Here is a 16495-nt window from a genome sequence, read left to right on the forward strand (position 1 = left end):
CATCAGATGTCCGACCTACCGGACGATTTCGACTGCACGATAACCAACTGGGAGTATATTTACGGCCTGTGTCGGGACGTCGCCGACGACGTGCGTGACGACGAGTTCGAGCCGGACGTCGTCGTCGCGCTGGCCCGCGGCGGCTGGTTCGCGGGGCGGTGTCTCTGTGACTTCCTCGGGCTGAACGACCTGACGAGCCTGAAGATGGAACACTACGTCGGCGCCGCCGAGAAGTCCGGCGAGCCGACCGTCCGCTACCCGATGCCGGAGGGCAGCGTCGAGGGCAAGGACGTCCTTATCATCGACGATATCGCCGACACCGGCGGCTCGATCGAGCGCGCATACGAGTACGTCGACGACCGCGACGCCGGCGAGGTCCGCACCGCGACCCTGCAGCTGCTCGGTACCAGCGAGTTCCAGCCCGACTACGTCGGCGAACGGCTCGAGGAGTGGACCTGGGTCGTCTACCCGTGGAACTTCATCGAGGACATGGTGGACCTGATCACCAGTGCGATGGAGAAGGCCGACCAGGAGAGCTTCACGAACGACGAGGTCCGTTACTTCCTCACCGAACACCACGGTATCGAGCGCATCGAGATGGAGATCGCCCAGCCCGACCGGCTATCGGAAGTCCTGAGCGAGATGGAACGCCGCGAGGTGCTCGAATCGGTCGGGACGGGAGAGTGGGCGCTCGTCGAGAACTGACTGTCGACCCGTTTTCCGCTCGAGGTAGCTCCCCGTCCACCCGTCCGCTCGTCACTCCGACGTCGACTCGGTATCCACCGTTTTCGCCGCCCCCTCAGTCGGTCCCTCGACTTCTTCGTCTCGGTCAACCAGCGCCCCCTTCCACGTGCCGCGCGAAAACCACGCGACGGCGGCGATCGCACCGACGATATCGCCGATCACGACGCCCGTCCAGATACCGGTCGGTCCCCAGTCGGCGACGAAGACCAGATAGGCGGTGACGGGGACGCGCACGATCCAGAGCCCGAGCACCGCGAACGCGAGCGCCGTCTTCGTGTTGCCGGCTCCGCGGAACGCGCCCTGGACGACCTGCAAGACGCCCATGAAGGCGAAGCCGACCGCGGCGAAGCGGAGATAAGTCACGCCGTAATCGATCGTCGCCGCTTTCCCAGCCGCGTCGGCGGTGACGAACACCGAAACGAACGGCTCCGGAAAGAGAAGCGCGAATACACTGGCCGTGAACATGACCGCACCGATCACGCTCGCGGCGATCCGGACCGCTCTCGCCGCCCGGTCGGGGTTGCCCGCACCGAGATTCTGGCCGACGATCGAATCCGTCGCTTGCCCCAATCCCATCGCCGGCAGGAAGGCCAACGAGATCAGTCGATTGCCGAGTCCGTAGGCCGCGACGACCGCCGGCGGGAAGGTCACAACGATGGCCGTCATCGCGACGAGGGCGAGGGCCGTCATCGACTGCTCGAGCGCCGTCGGGACCCCCAACCGGGTGATCTTCGCGACGTACTCTCGTCGCGGCCGGAGGTGGCTGGGCTGGATATCAGGACCCACATTGGTGTAGTACAGCAAGTAAAAGCCGATCGCCGTCGCGAGCCCCCGCGAGATGAGGGTCGCGACGGCGGCCCCCTCGACCTCGAGGCGGGGGAACGGGCCGACGCCGAAGATGAACAACGGATCGAGCGCGAGATTGAGGACGACGCTGACGAGCATCACGCGCATCGGCGCGCGAGTGGTTCCGTAGCCGCGCATGAGCGCGACGAAGACGAAAAAGCCGAAGAGGAAGGGGAGCCCGAGGAAGAAGATCCGGAGGTAGCCGGCCGCGAGCGGGATGATCTCGGCCTGCGTCGCGGCGTCGGCGGGCAGGGCGGCGAGCAGCGGCCCGGTGGCGAAAAAGCCCAGCGTACTCAGTCCGACGGCGACCAGCGAGACGAACGACAGCGTCTGGCCGGCGATCAGTCCGGCGTCGCCGCTTTTCGCGCCGGTGTGCTGGGCGATCAGGATCGCGCCGGCCGTGGTGAAGCCGCCGCCGATCGCGATCAGCAAGAAGAGGATCGGAAACGCGAGGCTCACGGCTCCCACCGCATCGGGTGAGAGCGCCCCCAGCCAGAAGGTGTCGCCCACGTTGTAGGCGACCTGTAGCAGCTGGATGACCACGAGCGGCCACGCGAGTCGAATCATCGGTCGAACGAGAGGGCCGTCCGTGAGCGTTCCATCGGCCGATTCCGCACCCATAGCCGAAACAAGACGGCGGCGCTACTTGGATTCTCGTGAGCCATGGTAGCGACGGCCATCGGTTTCGACTGCCGGTGCGGACCACCGCTTCGCGACGAGCCCGGGACGGGAACCAGTCCGTTTACGGTCCTGCTCGGCCCATCTTTCGCCATGACGATCGGCGTAATCGGCGGCAGCGGTATCTACGACGCACTGCCACTCGAGAACACTCGCAAAACGGAGATTTCGACACCGTACGGCGAGCCAAGCGAGGCGGTCACCCGCGGCGAACTCGCCGGGCGAGACGTCGCGTTCCTCCCGCGTCACGGCGAGAACCATCAGCATCCGCCGACCGACGCGGCCTACCGGGCGAACATCTACGCGCTCAAATCGGTCGGCGTCGACCGAGTCATCGCCACGAACGCCGTCGGCAGCCTGCGAGAGGAGCTGCCGCCGCGGACGCTGGTCATTCCCGACCAGATTTTCGACCGAACCAAACACCGCACGCCGACTTTCTTCGGCGACGGCATGGTCGTCCACATGGGCTTCGCCGATCCCTACTGTCCGGAAATGGTCTCTCATCTCGCGGAATCGGCACGGGAAGCGACCGACGACGGAACGAAAACCCAGGAAGACGGCACGTACGTCTGCATCGAAGGGCCACAGTACTCCACCCGGGCCGAAAGCGAGTTCTACCGCGACCAGGGCTGGGACATCGTCGGTATGACCGCCATCCCGGAGGCCAAACTCGCCCGCGAGGCAGAGCTGAGCTACGCCACCGTCGCCGGCGTCACCGATTACGACGTCTGGAAGCAAGACAGCGAGGTCACCCTCGAGGAGGTCCTCGAGAACGCCGCGGCCAATCAGGACGCGATCAACGCGGTCGTCGAACGCGCCATCCGAACGATGCCCGAGGACTTCGAGAGCGAGGCCTGGAGCGCGCTCGAGGGGACGATCAACACGCCACAGGAGGCGATCCCCGAAGAGACGCTCGAGCGCGTCGATCTGCTGGCCGGCGACTACCTCGAGTGAGTCTAGTCGAACGCGCGCCTGAGCTCCAGCGCGGTCGTCTCGTCGCTTCGGTCGATACGCCGGGCCCGCTCGAGGCGCGGCGGTTCGCCGTCCGATCGCATCTCGCCGCCTGACGGCGATCCCGTTGCCCGTTCTCGTTCCCGTTCCTGTTTCACATCTCGACTTCGGTCCGGTTCCCGCGCCGTCGATTGTGTCGGCGTCGGATCCGGCACCGCGGTGCGCTCGTCCATGGGACGCGAGTCGACGGCGTCCCCGAGCGCCACGCAGTCGCCACAGAAGTCGTTGCTCCCCCACTCGAGGGTGTGAAGTGGCACGCCGAGGACGACGATCTGTCTGGCGTAGCGGCGGTGCGTGCCGGATTCGGCCAACACGCTGCAGCGGACGCACTGTCGCCGACCGGTGTCGAACGGCTCCTCCTCGAACCGGTACTCGATCCCGAACGTGTGGGCCGGATACAGCGGGAGGCGGCTCACGAGGAGGAGACCGACGAGGATCACCAGGAAGCTCACGGCAGAGATCCACATCGCGACCGTCGGCTCGAACCGGTACAGCGGCCCGACCATGGCCCCCGCGAGGAGGGCGATTGGCAGCAGCTTCCGAACCAGCGCGAACGTCTCGACGCGAGCGCGAAAGAGGACATCGTCCGGCCTCGTCATCGACTCGAGGTTTCGCCGGTGCGGGCTAAACGCTTGTGGGCGTTCGAGGAGGTCGGATCGGGAGCCAGTACGACTGTCGGTCGATTCACGAACTGACGCTCATTCACTCACTCGAGCCAGAAGCTTCGTTGCCGGTCTTCGATTTCTGCGAGTACCATCGAGAGGATATCACGCCAATCTGGCGGGTGTGGCGAGTCGGTCCCCGGTGTCGGTGCGTCGGGACCGGGATGTACGTGATCACGTGCGTTGTGGTCAGACGGATGCCGATCCCACCGATGATCGAACGTCCCCCCGTCATGCGTTTCGTGGTAATGAAGCGAACAGTCGCCGTTCTCGAACCACACGATCTCCAGGCGGGCCGTGCGAACGCTGCGCGGGTAGAAACTGGAATCGTATACGCACACCACCCGATCCGGTGCGAACGACGGCTGCTCGTCGATCTGATCGAATCGGTCGTCAGTAGACAACCGTTCCGTAATGACCTCGAGCCGGTCGAAATCGACCGGTGCTCCGCTGATGTCTTCAGGTGTTCCTGTCCCGTCGTCTCGGTCGGTCATACGGCGGTTCGCTGCGCTGTCGAATCGCCCGAATCAGTCCGCAACGCCCGTTCGAGGAGGCTGATCCGACGACGAGTCGTCTTCCAGGCGGAAACGTCTTCCCAGACCTCCTCGACCGAGCGCCCGGTCTCCGAGGCGCGAGCGACGATCGAAACCGCGTTCGGGGAGCCAGCCTCGAATACTTCACTGTACTCCTCGTCGCGCTCCGTCTCCGCGGTCAGGTAGTCGAGGAGTTCATCGGTCGTGTGTCGGTCCCGGAGTCGCTGGACGCGACGCCAGTTCAGGTACTCCTGATTCCGCTTATACGTCGCCGGCGACTCGGTGACCCGTGTGACGATCCCCATCCGGTTGAACCACTCCAAGTACTCCCGTGCCGCGTCTACCCCGTGACCGGCGTACTCGGCGACATCACCGACCGTCGCTGGACTATCCAGTCCGAGAACCGCATCGAAGAAGTCGTCGCGCGTGCGATCACCGTGAACGACTTCCGCAGGCGGCGTCAGCGACTCGAACTCCGGCGATTCTGCGCGTTCCTCAGCACTCGCCGTCAGTTCCGAGTTCGGTTCGTCCATAGCTAATACGTCGAGCCGAAGCGGAATAAATCTTTTCTCGACGGAATATCCCTCGACCTTCACGGTCGGTGAACGGACGCACGGTATCATCATACCTGCGGAACAGCCGATCGGTTCCGACGGTCGCTCGTGGACGGCGCGCTCGTGATTCAGCTAAACTGGTATCGCCTGCACGAACGGCGTCTGCAGACGCGACGACCGTATCGGACCGTTCCCGACTATCCCAGTCCCCGATCATCGTCCCGATTCATCGAGCGGACGGTTGAGCGGCCGGTGGACGTGGCGCTGTGACAGCCGTCACGTAGCGCCACTCGAGCCGAACAACGAACCGGTTCAGAACACTCAGTCGGCGATCGCTTCGCTCGGCTCCGCCTCCACTGTAGCCTCCTTGACCCAGAGGTCGCCGAACAGTTCGTCCTGCTCGAGCGTGACCCGGCCCCGATGGGCCAGAAAGAGCAGGGCGAGGTAGGTCATCACGCGCGTGCCGCCAATCTCGTCGATCTCGGTGTACAGCACCTCATCGCGGCCTTGCTCGTAGTGCTTTTCGAGTTCCGTCTCGACGTCGTCGATGACAGCCTCGATGTCCTCCTCGTGAGTCGTGTGGGTCACGTCGTCGCTGGTCGGCTCGTCGTCGACCCGGAAGTCGTCGCCGGAGTGGTAGTTCAGCTCCTGCACGCCGCGGTCGTACCCCTTCGGAGAGTCGCTCGTATCGTAACTTCGCGACTCCTTCCACCAGGTGTCGCGCTCGGCGGTCCGAAGCTCGCGGACCAGTTCGTCCAGCGTTTCCGGCTTCCCGCGGGCGTGCTTGCGCTCGAGGCGGCGTTCCATTTCTTCCTCGAGGTTCTCCACGGGGTCGAATCCCGGCGGGTACTCCCGGCCGTCGTCGTCCTCCGGATCCATCGGCCCGTCATCGGCGAAGGGCGCTTCCCACGGCGGGAGCTCCTCCTCGTCGGGCTCGTCGGTGGCGAACAGTTCGTCGCTTTTCATCCGCAGGAGGACGCTCGCGTAGAACAGCGCCCGGCCGGAGGTTCGCAGGTCGACCTCGTCGATCGCCTCGAGGAACTTGTCGGTGACCGCGACGATGTCGATATCCCAGGGGTCGATTTCGCCGTCCTTCGCGAGCTGGACGAGCAGTTCGACGGGCTCGACCGTCTCCTCGTCTTCGTCGTCTTCGGCCGTCTCCGTGGCCGTTTCGACGTCCGCAAACTCGAGGACGGAACCGTCGGACCCGGCCGGCGGGCTCTCGGCGTCGGAATCACCGTCCGTCCTCGAGTCCGCGTCCCCGGGGCGCTCGCGGTCCTCGTGGCCCGCGATGTCGAGGGGAATCTCGTCCCCTCCATCAGTATACAATTCGTCGTGATTAGTCACTGACCGGCACCTCCTCCCCGCTCCCGTCGCCGCCGTCGCTCAGATCGATCCCGGTCACCGCGCTCACGTTATCCTGTTGCATCGTCACGCCGATCGCCCGCTCGGAGCGATCGAGCATCGCCGACCGGTGAGAGACGACGACGAACTGCGCCTTCTCGGAGAGTTCGTCGACCATCTCGCCGATCCGATCGGCGTTGACGGCGTCGAGGAAGGCGTCGACCTCGTCGAGCGCGTAGAACGGAGCCGGGTTGTGTCGCTGGATCGCGAAGATAAAGGCGAGTGCGGTCAGCGACTTCTCGCCGCCGGACATCGCGTCCAGGCGCTGAATCGGCTTGTCGCCCGGCTGTGCCTTCATCGTCAGCCCGCCGTCGAACGGATCCGCCTCGTTCTCGAGGTGCAGCGTCCCCGTCCCCTCCGAAAGCTTCTCGAATATTTCGGTGAAGTGTGCGGCGATCGCGTCGTAGGCGTCCATGAACGTCTGTTTCTTCTGGGTCTCGTACTGCTCGATCCGCTCGCGGATCCCGTCGGCCTCTTCGACCAGCGTTTCCCTGCCCTCCTCGAGCGTCTCGAGATCGCTCTTGACCTCGTCGTACTCGTCGATCGCGAGCATGTTCACCGGCTCCATCGCCTCCATATCCGCCTGCAGGTACTCGATCATCTCGAGGACGGTGTCGTGGTCCGGCACGTTCTCGGGGTCGTAGTCGCCGACCTCCGATTCGAGGGACTCGATCTCCCACTCGAGGCTGCTCGCGCGCTCGCCGGCGTCCTCGAGTTTGCTTTCGACGGCGTTGACCCGATCCTGCTGTTTGTCGCGGTCCGTCCGAGCCTCGGACAACTCCTCCTTGAGGTCGCTGCGCTCGGCTTTCAGTTCCGTGAGCTCTTCTTCGAGTTCCGCGACGGCCTCGTGTTTCGCCTCGAGCGTCTCGCGTTTCCCGTCGATTTCCGTCTCGTACTCGTCGATCCTGTCTTCGTGCTCGGCCGTCCGATTTTGCGCGGCCTCGATGTCGTCGTGGAGGTCCTCGATGGCGTCCTCGGCGTACTCCTTCTCGAGGCTCAGCTCGTTGAGTTCGTTGTCGAGCTCCTGCGTCCGGTCCTCGCGCTCGTCGATCTCGGCCTCGAGCGTCTCGATCTGGTCGGTCAGCTCGGGGATCTTCGAGTCCGCGAGCTCGCGCTCGAGATCGGCGATGTCCGCCTCGAGTTCCTCGACCGTCGCCGTCTTCGCGTCGATCTCCTCGGAGATCTCGTTCATCCGCTCGTCGACCGATTCGCGCTCCTCGCGAAGCTCCTCGAGGTCCGACTCGAGATCCTCGATCTCGGCCTCGATCTCCTCGCGTTTCTCGTCGAGCCCCTCGAGTTCGGACTCGATCGACCGAACCTCGTCGGCCGCGTCGCTCTTGCGGTCGCGAGCGTCGTCGAGTCGCTCCTCGACGCCGCGGGCGTCCTCGCGGAGCGACTGCCGTTCCTCCTGCAGTTCCGTGATCTGTTTCGCGACGCGCTCGAGTTGGCCCTCGCCGCCGCCGGTAAAAGAGTAGCGCGAGCCGCCGCCGGAGCCGCCGGTCATCGCGCCGCTCTTCTCGACTAAGTCGCCGTCGAGCGTAACCATCCGATAGTCGCCCATGTACGAGCGGGCGGTCTCGATGTCCTCGACGACCAGCGTGTCACCGAGGACGTAGGAGAAGACTCCGGCGTATTCGCTATCGAAGTCGACGAGATTGTACGCGAAGTCGACGATCCCCGGATCGCTCGGCGCGTTGGGGAGCCGACGCTGGCTCATGTCCGTCAGCGGCAGGAAGGTCGCTCTCCCCGCGTTTCGGGACTTGAGGTGCTCGATACACTGCTGACCGATGACGTCGTCGTCGACGATCACGTTCGCCAGCCGACCGCCGGCCGCGGTCTCGCAGGCGACCGCGTACTCGCCGGGAACGGTCCCCAGCTGGGCGACAGCGCCGTGAACGCCGTCGATCCCCGAGTTGAGGATCGTCGTCACCGCGCGACCGAACGAGGAATCGCCGCTCTCGCCCGCGTTGGCCTCGAGTTCGGCGTATTCCTGTTGTTTCGCCTGGATCTCGTCGTCGAGATCGTCGATATCGGACTGCAGCCGTCGCTTCTCGCTTTTCAGGTCGTCGACGACCTCCGCGATGTTCGCGCGGTTCCGCTTTGCCTTCTCGAGTTCCCGCTCGAGGTCGCCGCGCTGGCTCTCGAGTTCGGGGAGCTCCTCGCGTCTCTCCTCGATCGTCGCTTCTTTCTCGCTGATCGCGTTCGAGCGGCGGCGGGCTTCGTCGAGTAGGCGATCCTGTTCGCGCTGGAGGTCGTTCCGCTCCGTCTTCGCGTCCTCTAGCTGCTCTTTACGCTCGGCCAGATCGGTCTTGAGTTCGTCGAACTCGGTGTCGACGGCGTCGATTTCGGCCTCGAGTTCGTCGCGCTCGTTCTCGCGTTCCTGAATCTCGGATTTGATCGAGGCCTTCTCGAGTTTGTGCTCGCGCATCTCGTCCGTGAGGTCGTCGATCGTCTCCTGCTTGCGATCGATCTGGACGAACGCCTCGCGGCGCTTGGATTCGGCCTCCTCGATCGCCTCCTCGCTGGCCTCGATCTTGTCCTCGAGCCGCGAGATGTCGCCTTTGATCTCCTCGATCTCGCTTTTGATCCTGAGCTGTTCGTCCTCGCCCTTGCGTTCGATGTCCGCGTTCAGGTCCTCGAGGTCTTCCTGGAGGCGGATGACCGTCCCCTCGCGCTCGTCGAGTTCGCGCTGGAGCTCTCGGAGTTCGTCCTCGAGGTCGTCGACCTCGCGCTCGACCGACGCGAGTTCGGCGCGTTTCTCCTCGAGTTCGCTGGCTTTCTTGTAGCCCTCGTACTCCTCCTTTTCGCGGCGGAGCCGGCGGTAGCGCATGGCCTCCCGGCGTTCGTCCGCGAGCTGGTCGAGGCGGTCGCGTTTCTCCTCGATGCGGAGTTCGGCCTCGTCGATCCGTTCCTGGACCGTCTCGAGTTCGCCGAAGGCGTCTTCTTTCTTGGCGTCGAACTCCGCGACGCCCGCGATTTCATCGATGATCTCCCGGCGGGCGTGGGGCGTCATGTTGATGATCTCGGTGACGTCGCCCTGCATGACGACGTTGTACCCCTCCGGCGTGATCCCGGCCTGTGCGAGCAGATCCTGAATGTCCGAGAGGTTGACCGAGCGGTCGTTGAGATAGTAGTAGGAGTAGTAGTTGTCCTCGGTCTCTTTCACTCGCCGTCGAATGCGAATTTCGTCGACGTCGCCGACATCGTCGCTGCCCGCGGCGTTGACGACCTGCGATCGATCGAGAGCGCCCTCGGAGTTGTCGAGGATGACCTCGACGGTGGCCTCGCGGGGACCGCTCGCGGTCTCCTCGCCCTCGTGACCGGGGTTGTAGATGAGATCCGTCAGCTTCTCGGCGCGAATCCCGCGGGTACGGGCCAATCCGAGCGCGAAGAGGACGGCGTCGATGATGTTCGACTTCCCGGAGCCGTTCGGGCCCGTAACGACGGTGAAATCCTCGTAGAACGGGATCTTCGTCTTTCTACCGAAACTCTTGAAATTGTCGAGGACGATCGCTTTGATATACATTCTCTTTGCGCGACCTCCATACCGTCAGTAGCTGCCGAAACGAGAGGTATCAATCCCTCCGCGGCATCCCCTTCCGTTGTGTCGGCCGCAGTTATGCGACGATAATGTCGTCGCTACCTGAGTCTTCCGTTTCGTCACCGGTCGCTTCATCCTCGACTTTCCCCTCAGCGTCCGCCGCCGCCTCGGCGACCTCGTCGGGTTCGGCTTCGGGCGTTTCGTCCGCCGTCGCTTCAGTCTCCTCGCTGCGACGTTCGGGGACGCGCGTCGGCGTGTCGGCGTCCAGTTCGGCCTCAAGGACGCGAATCCGCTCTTTCGCCTCGATGAGTTCGTCCGTCAGGCCCTCTACCGTCGACTCGAGTTCCGCAACCGTCGATTCGAGCGTCTCGACGCGGTTGTTCGACATATCAACTAGGGGTCCGTCCGGCCACATAAACGTACGTCAGACGTGTATAAGTTATTTTATATTTCTCGGCCGTGCCGCGTTTGCACTGGCTGCAGATTCGGTACCGGCCGTCCGCTGAATGGGGTGACTGACTGGAGGACTGTGGTGGCCTGTATGTGGTCGGATGTGGAGACTGTAATGGCCTGTCTGAGGAGTAGAGGGACTGTGACGGCAACGGTGATGTAGCGGCGGGAAGGGACGTGACGAATCGTGAGTGGAAACGAGACGATCGGTGGACTTATTCCGCGAAATCGTCCGCCGCGGGAAGCACGAAAGAGAACGTCGCGCCCGCACCCGATTCGGAGTCGACCCAGATCTCGCCACCGTGGCGTTCGATGATCCGCTGACAGAGCGCGAGGCCGATCCCCGTTCCGGAGTACTTCTCGCGACTGTGGAGGCGCTGGAAGACCTCGAACACGCGCTCTTGATCGTCGGGATCGATCCCGATGCCCTCGTCGTGCACCGAGATTACCCACTCTCGTCCCCGACGTTCGGCGTCGACGGAAACCTGCGGCGGCTCGTCGCCGCTGTACTCGAGCGCGTTACTCAGGAGGTTCTGGAGCACCTGACGCAACTGGCTGGCGTCCCCTTTGACGCGGGGGAGGGTGTCGGTCTCGATCTCGGCGTCCGTCTCCTCGATCTGGAGCTGGAGATCAGCGAGCACGCTCTCGAGGACCGAATCGAAGTCGACGGGTTCGAGCGGGTCCCCCTGCGTCTCGACTCGAGAGTACGCCAGCAGTCCATCGATCATGTCGCGCATTCGGTCGGCACCGTCGACCGCGAACGCGAGGAACTCCTCGCCGTCCTCGTCGAGTTCGTCGGCGTAGCGGCTCTCGATGAGCTGGAGGTAACTCGAGACCATCCGCAGGGGCTCTTGCAGGTCGTGGGAGGCCGCGTACGCGAACTGTTCCAATCGACGGTTGGACTCCTCGAGCCGGTCGATCGTCTCCTCGAGTCTGCGCTGGTACTCCTTGCGTTCGGTGATGTCGTGGGCCATCGACACGCCGGCGAAGACGTCGCCACGGTTGTCGGTGATCGGGGCCGTATAGAGCACCCACTCCCGGCCGGCGTACTCGAGCTCGACCGTTCGCTCTTCGCCCTCGAGCGCGGCCCGAAGCGCGGGCTCGAGCGTGTCGCTCGTCTCTTCGGGCCAGACGTCGTCGAACTGTTCCCCCTCGGCTTCCGCCGGGTCCACCGGTATCTTGTCGAAGCCCTGCCCCGCGACCAGCGTGTACTCGAGGTCGTGGTCGAACAGCGTGACGACGCCGTTCGGGAAGTGCTCCGCGAGGGTCCGGTAGCGCTGCTCGGACTCCTCGAGTTCGCGTTCGCGCTCTCTGCGCTCGGTGACGTCGCGGAAGTACACCGAGATCCCGGTCTCGGAGGGGTAGAGGTTCGCCTCGACGCGGAAGTCGAGCGTGTCGTAGTAGAGTTCGTAACTGGTCGGCTCCTGCGTTTCCAGCGCCGTGTGGAAGGCGTCCCAGACCACGTCGAGGTCGCGGAGATCCGGGAACACGTCCCAGAGCTGTTCGCCGAGAAGTTCCTCCTCGGAGTGCTGGAGGAGTTCGGCGGCGCGCTCGTTGACGTGTGTGAATCGGAACTCGTCGTCGACGGCGTAGAAGGCGTCCGAAATCCGCCCGAGAATGCGCTGGAGTTCGCTCTCGAGTTCCTGTTCGCGCTCCCAGCGGTCCGTCATATCGCGAGTTACCTTCAGATAGCCCCGATGGGTGCCGTCGTCGTCTCGAACCGGCGTTATCGTCACGTTCGCCCAGAACCGCGTCCCGTCCTCTCGGACGCGCCACCCTTCGTCCTCGGCGGAGCCGGTCTCGAGCGCTCGCTTGAGGTTCCGTTCGGGAACGTTCGCCGCTCGACCCGCATCGGTGTAAAACGTCGAGAAGTGCTCGCCGACGATCTCTTCGCGGTCGTAGCCCTTGAGGTTCTGCGCTCCTCTGTTCCAGGTGAGGACGTGACCGTCCGCGTCCAGCCGGAAGATCGCGTACTCCTCGACGGCGTCGACTAACGATTGAAACGCTTCCCTGTTCTCTTCCAGATCCTCTTCGGACCGCTTCTGATCGGTGATATCGTAGTAAAACTCGACCCTACCGCCGGCGAACTCCCCCGATTCGATTAGTTTACTCTGGTACCGGAGCCACCGATCCTCGAGGTCGGTCCCGTCGCCCGTGACCCGACACTCGAGGCGGTTGACGTAGCGATCGTCGTCGTACGACGAGAGGATGGTCTCGGCGAACGAATCGGGATCGGCGAACCTGTGTTTGAGGGTCTCGTCGATGACCGTCCGGTTGTCCCGCCCGACGAGACGCTCGTGATCGAGAGCGAAATACTGTTCGATGGTCTCGTCGGCCCACGTGATCTCGCAGTTCTCGTCGAGGATACAGACGCCGATATCGGCTTTGTCGATGATGCTCGTGATCGAATCGTACGATTTCACCGCCGATGCGAGCGACTCCTGCCGGCGCTGTTCCTCGGTGCGGTTGCGAGCGACGCCGATGGAGCCTCGAAATTCGCCGTCTTTCACCAGGAGGTTGATCCGCAGTTCGTAGGGGATCGCGTCGCCGTCGGCGGTTCGGACGACGATATCGAACGTCGCGATGTCGTCCTCGCCGGAGGCGCGGATCTGGCTCGCGATTTCGCGTTTGATGCGCTCGACATCGTCATCGCCGAGCACGAGCGAGACGTGCTCGCCGAGGAGTTCGTCGCGCGTATAGCCGGTCGCCTCGACGATAATGTCGTTGACCGCGACGAAGCGTCCGTCGGTATCGAGTTGGTAAATGCCGTCGTCGATCGTGTTGACGAGGGTCCGATATCGGTGGAGCGCAACGTCGTCGTCGGCATCCCCCCAGAATGCCCCGTCGTCCGCGCCCGCTCGAGTACTCATGGATCCCCGATAGCCGTCGAGTGGGCAAAAAACCCCCGGCGCGTTGCAGGTTTCCCCCGGTATCGTCCAGTTCGGCGAGGCCATCAGTGACAAAGGCAAACAAGGGGGAACGCGCTCGAGGAGGTTCCAAAGCGGAGAATCGGCTCTCGACGTCGTCGTTCAGCTGGGTCCTCGAGATTTCTCGAGTACGCCCTCGAGCGATCGCTACCGCCGCCGCAGATCGCCGCCGGTGACTGGACGGGGTCGTCTGCTGGCCACTTTTATCGTGGTCTGCGGAGACGGTAGCGTACGCAAAATGCCCCAGAATCAGGTTCATGCTCGGCCAGTCTCGAGTGAACGAGATGATGGAACCGATCGACGTCGCCACCCTCTTCCTGCTGGGCTTTTCCGACCTCGGGCGACACCTCGACGGCGGTGACCTGTTGTTTGATGATGGTCTGACCCTTACCTACGAGTAACAATGGCCGGAAACACCAGCCCGAGTCTCGAGGATATCGACGAGATCGCTCACGAACCGAGCCGGGAGTTCGTCGAGTCCACGAACGTCTTCGAGTTCATGCAGGCGTACGGAATCGACGACTACGACGAACTGATCGAGCGGACGACGACCGAGATCGAGGGCGAACCCGAAAGCGGCGTCGACTGGTTCTGGGACGAACTGGTCGACTACCTCGGGATCGAGTTCTACGAGGAGTACGACGAGATTCGCGACGATAGTGACGGCCCGCAGTTCACCGACTGGTACCCCGGCGGCGAGCTCAACGTTGCCCACAACGTCGTGGATCGCCACGCGGCCGTCGACGAGGAGCGCCGGAACAAAGTCGCAACCATCTGGGAGGGCGAGCACGGCGAGGTCCGGGAGGTGACCTACCACGAACTCCACCGACAAGCGAACCGGGTCGCGAACGCGCTCGAGGAACGCGGCATCGGAACGGGCGACACCGTCGGCCTCTACATGCCGATGGTCCCCGAAGTCGTCTCGATCCTCTACGGCTGTTTCAAGGTCGGTGCGATCGCCGTGCCGATTTTCTCCGGATTCGGCGTCGACGCGGCCGCTACCCGGATCGCGGATTCAGAGTGTTCCGTGCTCTTTACCGGCGACGGTTTCTACCGTCGCGGCGACCCGGTCTTCCTCAAGTCCGCCGCCGACGAGGCGATCGAGGAGGCCGGGCACGTCGAACACACGATCGTCTTCGACAGATTGGGGGCCGGTTCCGCGACCAGCGAACACGAAATTCCCTGGATCGACGATCGCGACGAGTGGTGGGCCGACGCCGTCGAAACGCAGGACGACGAGTACGAGACGAAATCGCTCGACTCGAGTCAGGAGTCGATGCTCCTCTATTCGTCGGGCACGACGGGTAAGCCGAAAGGAATTGTTCATACGCACGCGGGAGTTCAGGTCCAGTGCCCCAAGGAGGTCTACTTCGGGATGGACCTCAAACCCGCCGACCGCTTCTTCTGGGTGTCCGATATCGGCTGGATGATGGGGCCCTGGAGCCTGATCGGGACACACACCTTCGGCGGCACCGTCTTCATGTACGAGGGCGCGCCGGACTACCCCGAACCGGATCGCTTCTGGGAGATGATCGACCGTCACAAGCTCACCCAGTTCGGCATCTCACCGACCGCCATTCGGGCGCTGCGCAAGCACGGGGACGACTGGCTCTCCGGCCACGATCTCTCTTCGCTCCGGATCCTCGGCTCGACGGGCGAGCCCTGGGACCCAGAGTCCTGGCACTGGTTCTACGAGAACGTGGGCGGTGGCGAGTCGCCGATCATCAACATTTCCGGCGGCACCGAGATCTGTGGCTGTTTCCTGACGCCGCTGCCGACCGAACCGCTGAAACCCTGCACGCTCGGTGGCCCCGGCCTCGGCATGGACATCGATATCGTCGACCGCGAGGGGAACTCCGTGCGGGAGGACAACGAGCGGGGCTACCTCGTCGCTCGCGACTCCTGTCCGTCGATGACCAGATCGCTCTGGTCGGGCGACGAGCGCTACCTCGAGGAGTACTGGTCGACGTTCCGGGACCCGCCCATGTGGGACCACGGCGACTGGGCCCAGAAGGACGACGACGGCTTCTGGTTCCTCCACGGTCGCGCCGACGACGCCCTCAACGTGGCCGGCCGCAAGGTCGGTCCGGCGGAGGTCGAAGGCGCGCTCATCGACCACGAGGCAGTCAATCAGGCCGCCGCGATCGGCGCGCCCGACGACACCACCGGAACCGCCGTCGTCGCCTACGTCGTCCTCGAGGCGGGAATCGAGGAGACGGACGACCTCCGGGAGGAACTGCGCGCGCAGGTCGGCGAGGAGCTGGGCAAACCGTTCCGCCCGCGCGAGGTGCTGTTCGTCGACGAGTTCCCCAAAACGCAGTCGGGCAAGATCATCCGGCGGGCCATTCAGGCGGCCTACACCGGTGAGGATCTGGGCGATATGAGCAGCATCGAGAACCCCAGCGCGCTCGAGGAACTCGAGGACGCGCGGTAGTCAGTGCGGATCGTACGGATTCGTCGCCGTCTCGAGCCGAGTGATGTCGTCGATGCGATCGAAATCGTCGTCGAACGCGTACAGATATTCGACGTCGTCGGCTTGCATATACGCGACGATGCACGCGTCGACGAACGAAAGGCCTCTGTGCCGGCGAAACAGCGATTTTGCCGTCGCCAACGTATCCGCTGCGAGCGAGACGATGTGGAATCTGTCGTTTTCTTCTATGCGGTCGAGAAAATCGACGGACGGACCGTGACCAGCGTGCGTCGTCAGTCCGTTGAGCGTCTCTGCGAGAACGAAATCGAGTACGATGGCTTCGGGCACGGACTGATCATCTATCCCGCGAAGAATCGGAAGCGCGTCTTCGTGTGCCACGTCCCGGCGGTAACTCGCAGCGAACAGCACCGACGTATCGACGACTGCACGCGGCATTTACTCGATTCCCCAGGCGTCGTGGTCCGTCGTCGCGTCAGTCTCCTCGTCACCGTCGTATCCCGTGAAATCCGCGAACGAACCGCCACGACGGTGAACGACCTCTACCCGGACCGTTCCATCGTCCTCGACGTTCCATCGAAGTCGGTCGCCGTCATCGATGTCGAGCTGCCGCCGGATTCGCGCGGGAATATTGGCCTGATTTCCGGAGACCTTGCTTTCGGCGTCGATCCGATCGCTACTCATACCCGACGGTAGGTATCGAAGAGACAAATA

The 16495-nt window shown here is 63.9% G+C and carries 13 protein-coding genes and 1 pseudogene; 4 read left to right on the forward strand and 10 right to left on the reverse strand.

What is annotated here, in order from left to right:
* Positions 1 to 6: 6 nt before the first annotated feature.
* Positions 7 to 705 (forward strand): phosphoribosyltransferase, encoded by a 699-nt coding sequence (locus LDH74_RS00420; RefSeq protein ID WP_226040667.1) that lies wholly within the window; start codon positions 7 to 9, stop codon positions 703 to 705.
* A gap of 51 nt (positions 706 to 756) precedes the next feature.
* On the opposite strand, the gene LDH74_RS00425 is transcribed toward LDH74_RS00420, so the two are convergent.
* A complete protein-coding gene (locus tag LDH74_RS00425; RefSeq protein WP_226040668.1) occupies positions 757 to 2211 on the reverse strand; it encodes an MATE family efflux transporter in 1455 nt (484 codons plus the stop codon).
* A gap of 150 nt (positions 2212 to 2361) precedes the next feature.
* Between LDH74_RS00425 and mtnP the strand changes: the two genes are divergently transcribed.
* A complete protein-coding gene (gene mtnP / locus LDH74_RS00430) occupies positions 2362 to 3222 on the forward strand; it encodes an S-methyl-5'-thioadenosine phosphorylase (protein ID WP_226042580.1) in 861 nt (286 codons plus the stop codon).
* Positions 3223 to 3224: 2 nt separating this feature from the next.
* On the opposite strand, the gene LDH74_RS00435 is transcribed toward mtnP, so the two are convergent.
* From LDH74_RS00435 to LDH74_RS00465, 7 genes are all read right to left on the reverse strand, one after another.
* A complete protein-coding gene (locus LDH74_RS00435; protein WP_226040669.1) occupies positions 3225 to 3878 on the reverse strand; it encodes a hypothetical protein in 654 nt (217 codons plus the stop codon).
* Between the two features lie 107 nt (positions 3879 to 3985).
* Positions 3986 to 4435: a hypothetical protein gene (locus LDH74_RS00440; RefSeq protein WP_226040670.1), complete on the reverse strand. Its 450-nt coding sequence runs from the start codon at positions 4433 to 4435 to the stop codon at positions 3986 to 3988.
* Positions 4432 to 5007 carry a hypothetical protein gene (locus tag LDH74_RS00445; protein WP_226040671.1) on the reverse strand — a complete coding sequence of 192 codons (576 nt, stop codon included), beginning with the start codon at positions 5005 to 5007 and terminating at the stop codon, positions 4432 to 4434. Before LDH74_RS00445 ends, LDH74_RS00440 begins: the two co-directional genes overlap by 4 nt.
* A gap of 342 nt (positions 5008 to 5349) precedes the next feature.
* Positions 5350 to 6375: a ScpA family protein gene (locus LDH74_RS00450; RefSeq protein ID WP_226040672.1), complete on the reverse strand. Its 1026-nt coding sequence runs from the start codon at positions 6373 to 6375 to the stop codon at positions 5350 to 5352.
* A complete protein-coding gene (gene smc / locus LDH74_RS00455) occupies positions 6368 to 9958 on the reverse strand; it encodes a chromosome segregation protein SMC (protein ID WP_226040673.1) in 3591 nt (1196 codons plus the stop codon). The genes LDH74_RS00450 and smc overlap by 8 nt, the downstream gene beginning before the upstream one ends.
* Before the next feature lie 91 nt (positions 9959 to 10049).
* A complete protein-coding gene (locus LDH74_RS00460) occupies positions 10050 to 10361 on the reverse strand; it encodes a hypothetical protein (protein ID WP_226040674.1) in 312 nt (103 codons plus the stop codon).
* A gap of 277 nt (positions 10362 to 10638) precedes the next feature.
* A complete protein-coding gene (locus tag LDH74_RS00465) occupies positions 10639 to 13293 on the reverse strand; it encodes a PAS domain S-box protein (protein WP_226040675.1) in 2655 nt (884 codons plus the stop codon).
* A 314-nt stretch (positions 13294 to 13607) separates the two neighbouring features.
* Between LDH74_RS00465 and LDH74_RS00470 the strand changes: the two are divergent.
* Together LDH74_RS00470 and LDH74_RS00475 are read left to right on the forward strand one after the other, a co-directional pair.
* A pseudogene (locus LDH74_RS00470) lies at positions 13608 to 13751 on the forward strand (D-beta-hydroxybutyrate dehydrogenase); the annotation flags it as partial.
* Between the two features lie 2 nt (positions 13752 to 13753).
* Positions 13754 to 15784, forward strand: coding sequence for an AMP-binding protein (locus LDH74_RS00475; RefSeq protein WP_226040676.1), 2031 nt, complete (start codon positions 13754 to 13756; stop codon positions 15782 to 15784).
* On the opposite strand, the gene LDH74_RS00480 is transcribed toward LDH74_RS00475, so the two are convergent.
* Together LDH74_RS00480 and LDH74_RS00485 are read right to left on the reverse strand one after the other, a co-directional pair.
* Positions 15785 to 16219: a PIN domain-containing protein gene (locus LDH74_RS00480; RefSeq protein WP_226040677.1), complete on the reverse strand. Its 435-nt coding sequence runs from the start codon at positions 16217 to 16219 to the stop codon at positions 15785 to 15787. It lies immediately after the preceding gene.
* A complete protein-coding gene (locus tag LDH74_RS00485) occupies positions 16220 to 16465 on the reverse strand; it encodes an AbrB/MazE/SpoVT family DNA-binding domain-containing protein (RefSeq protein ID WP_226040678.1) in 246 nt (81 codons plus the stop codon).
* Positions 16466 to 16495: the final 30 nt, after the last annotated feature.

The sequence above is a fragment of the Natrinema sp. DC36 genome, from assembly GCF_020405225.1.
Lineage (GTDB): Archaea > Halobacteriota > Halobacteria > Halobacteriales > Natrialbaceae > Natrinema.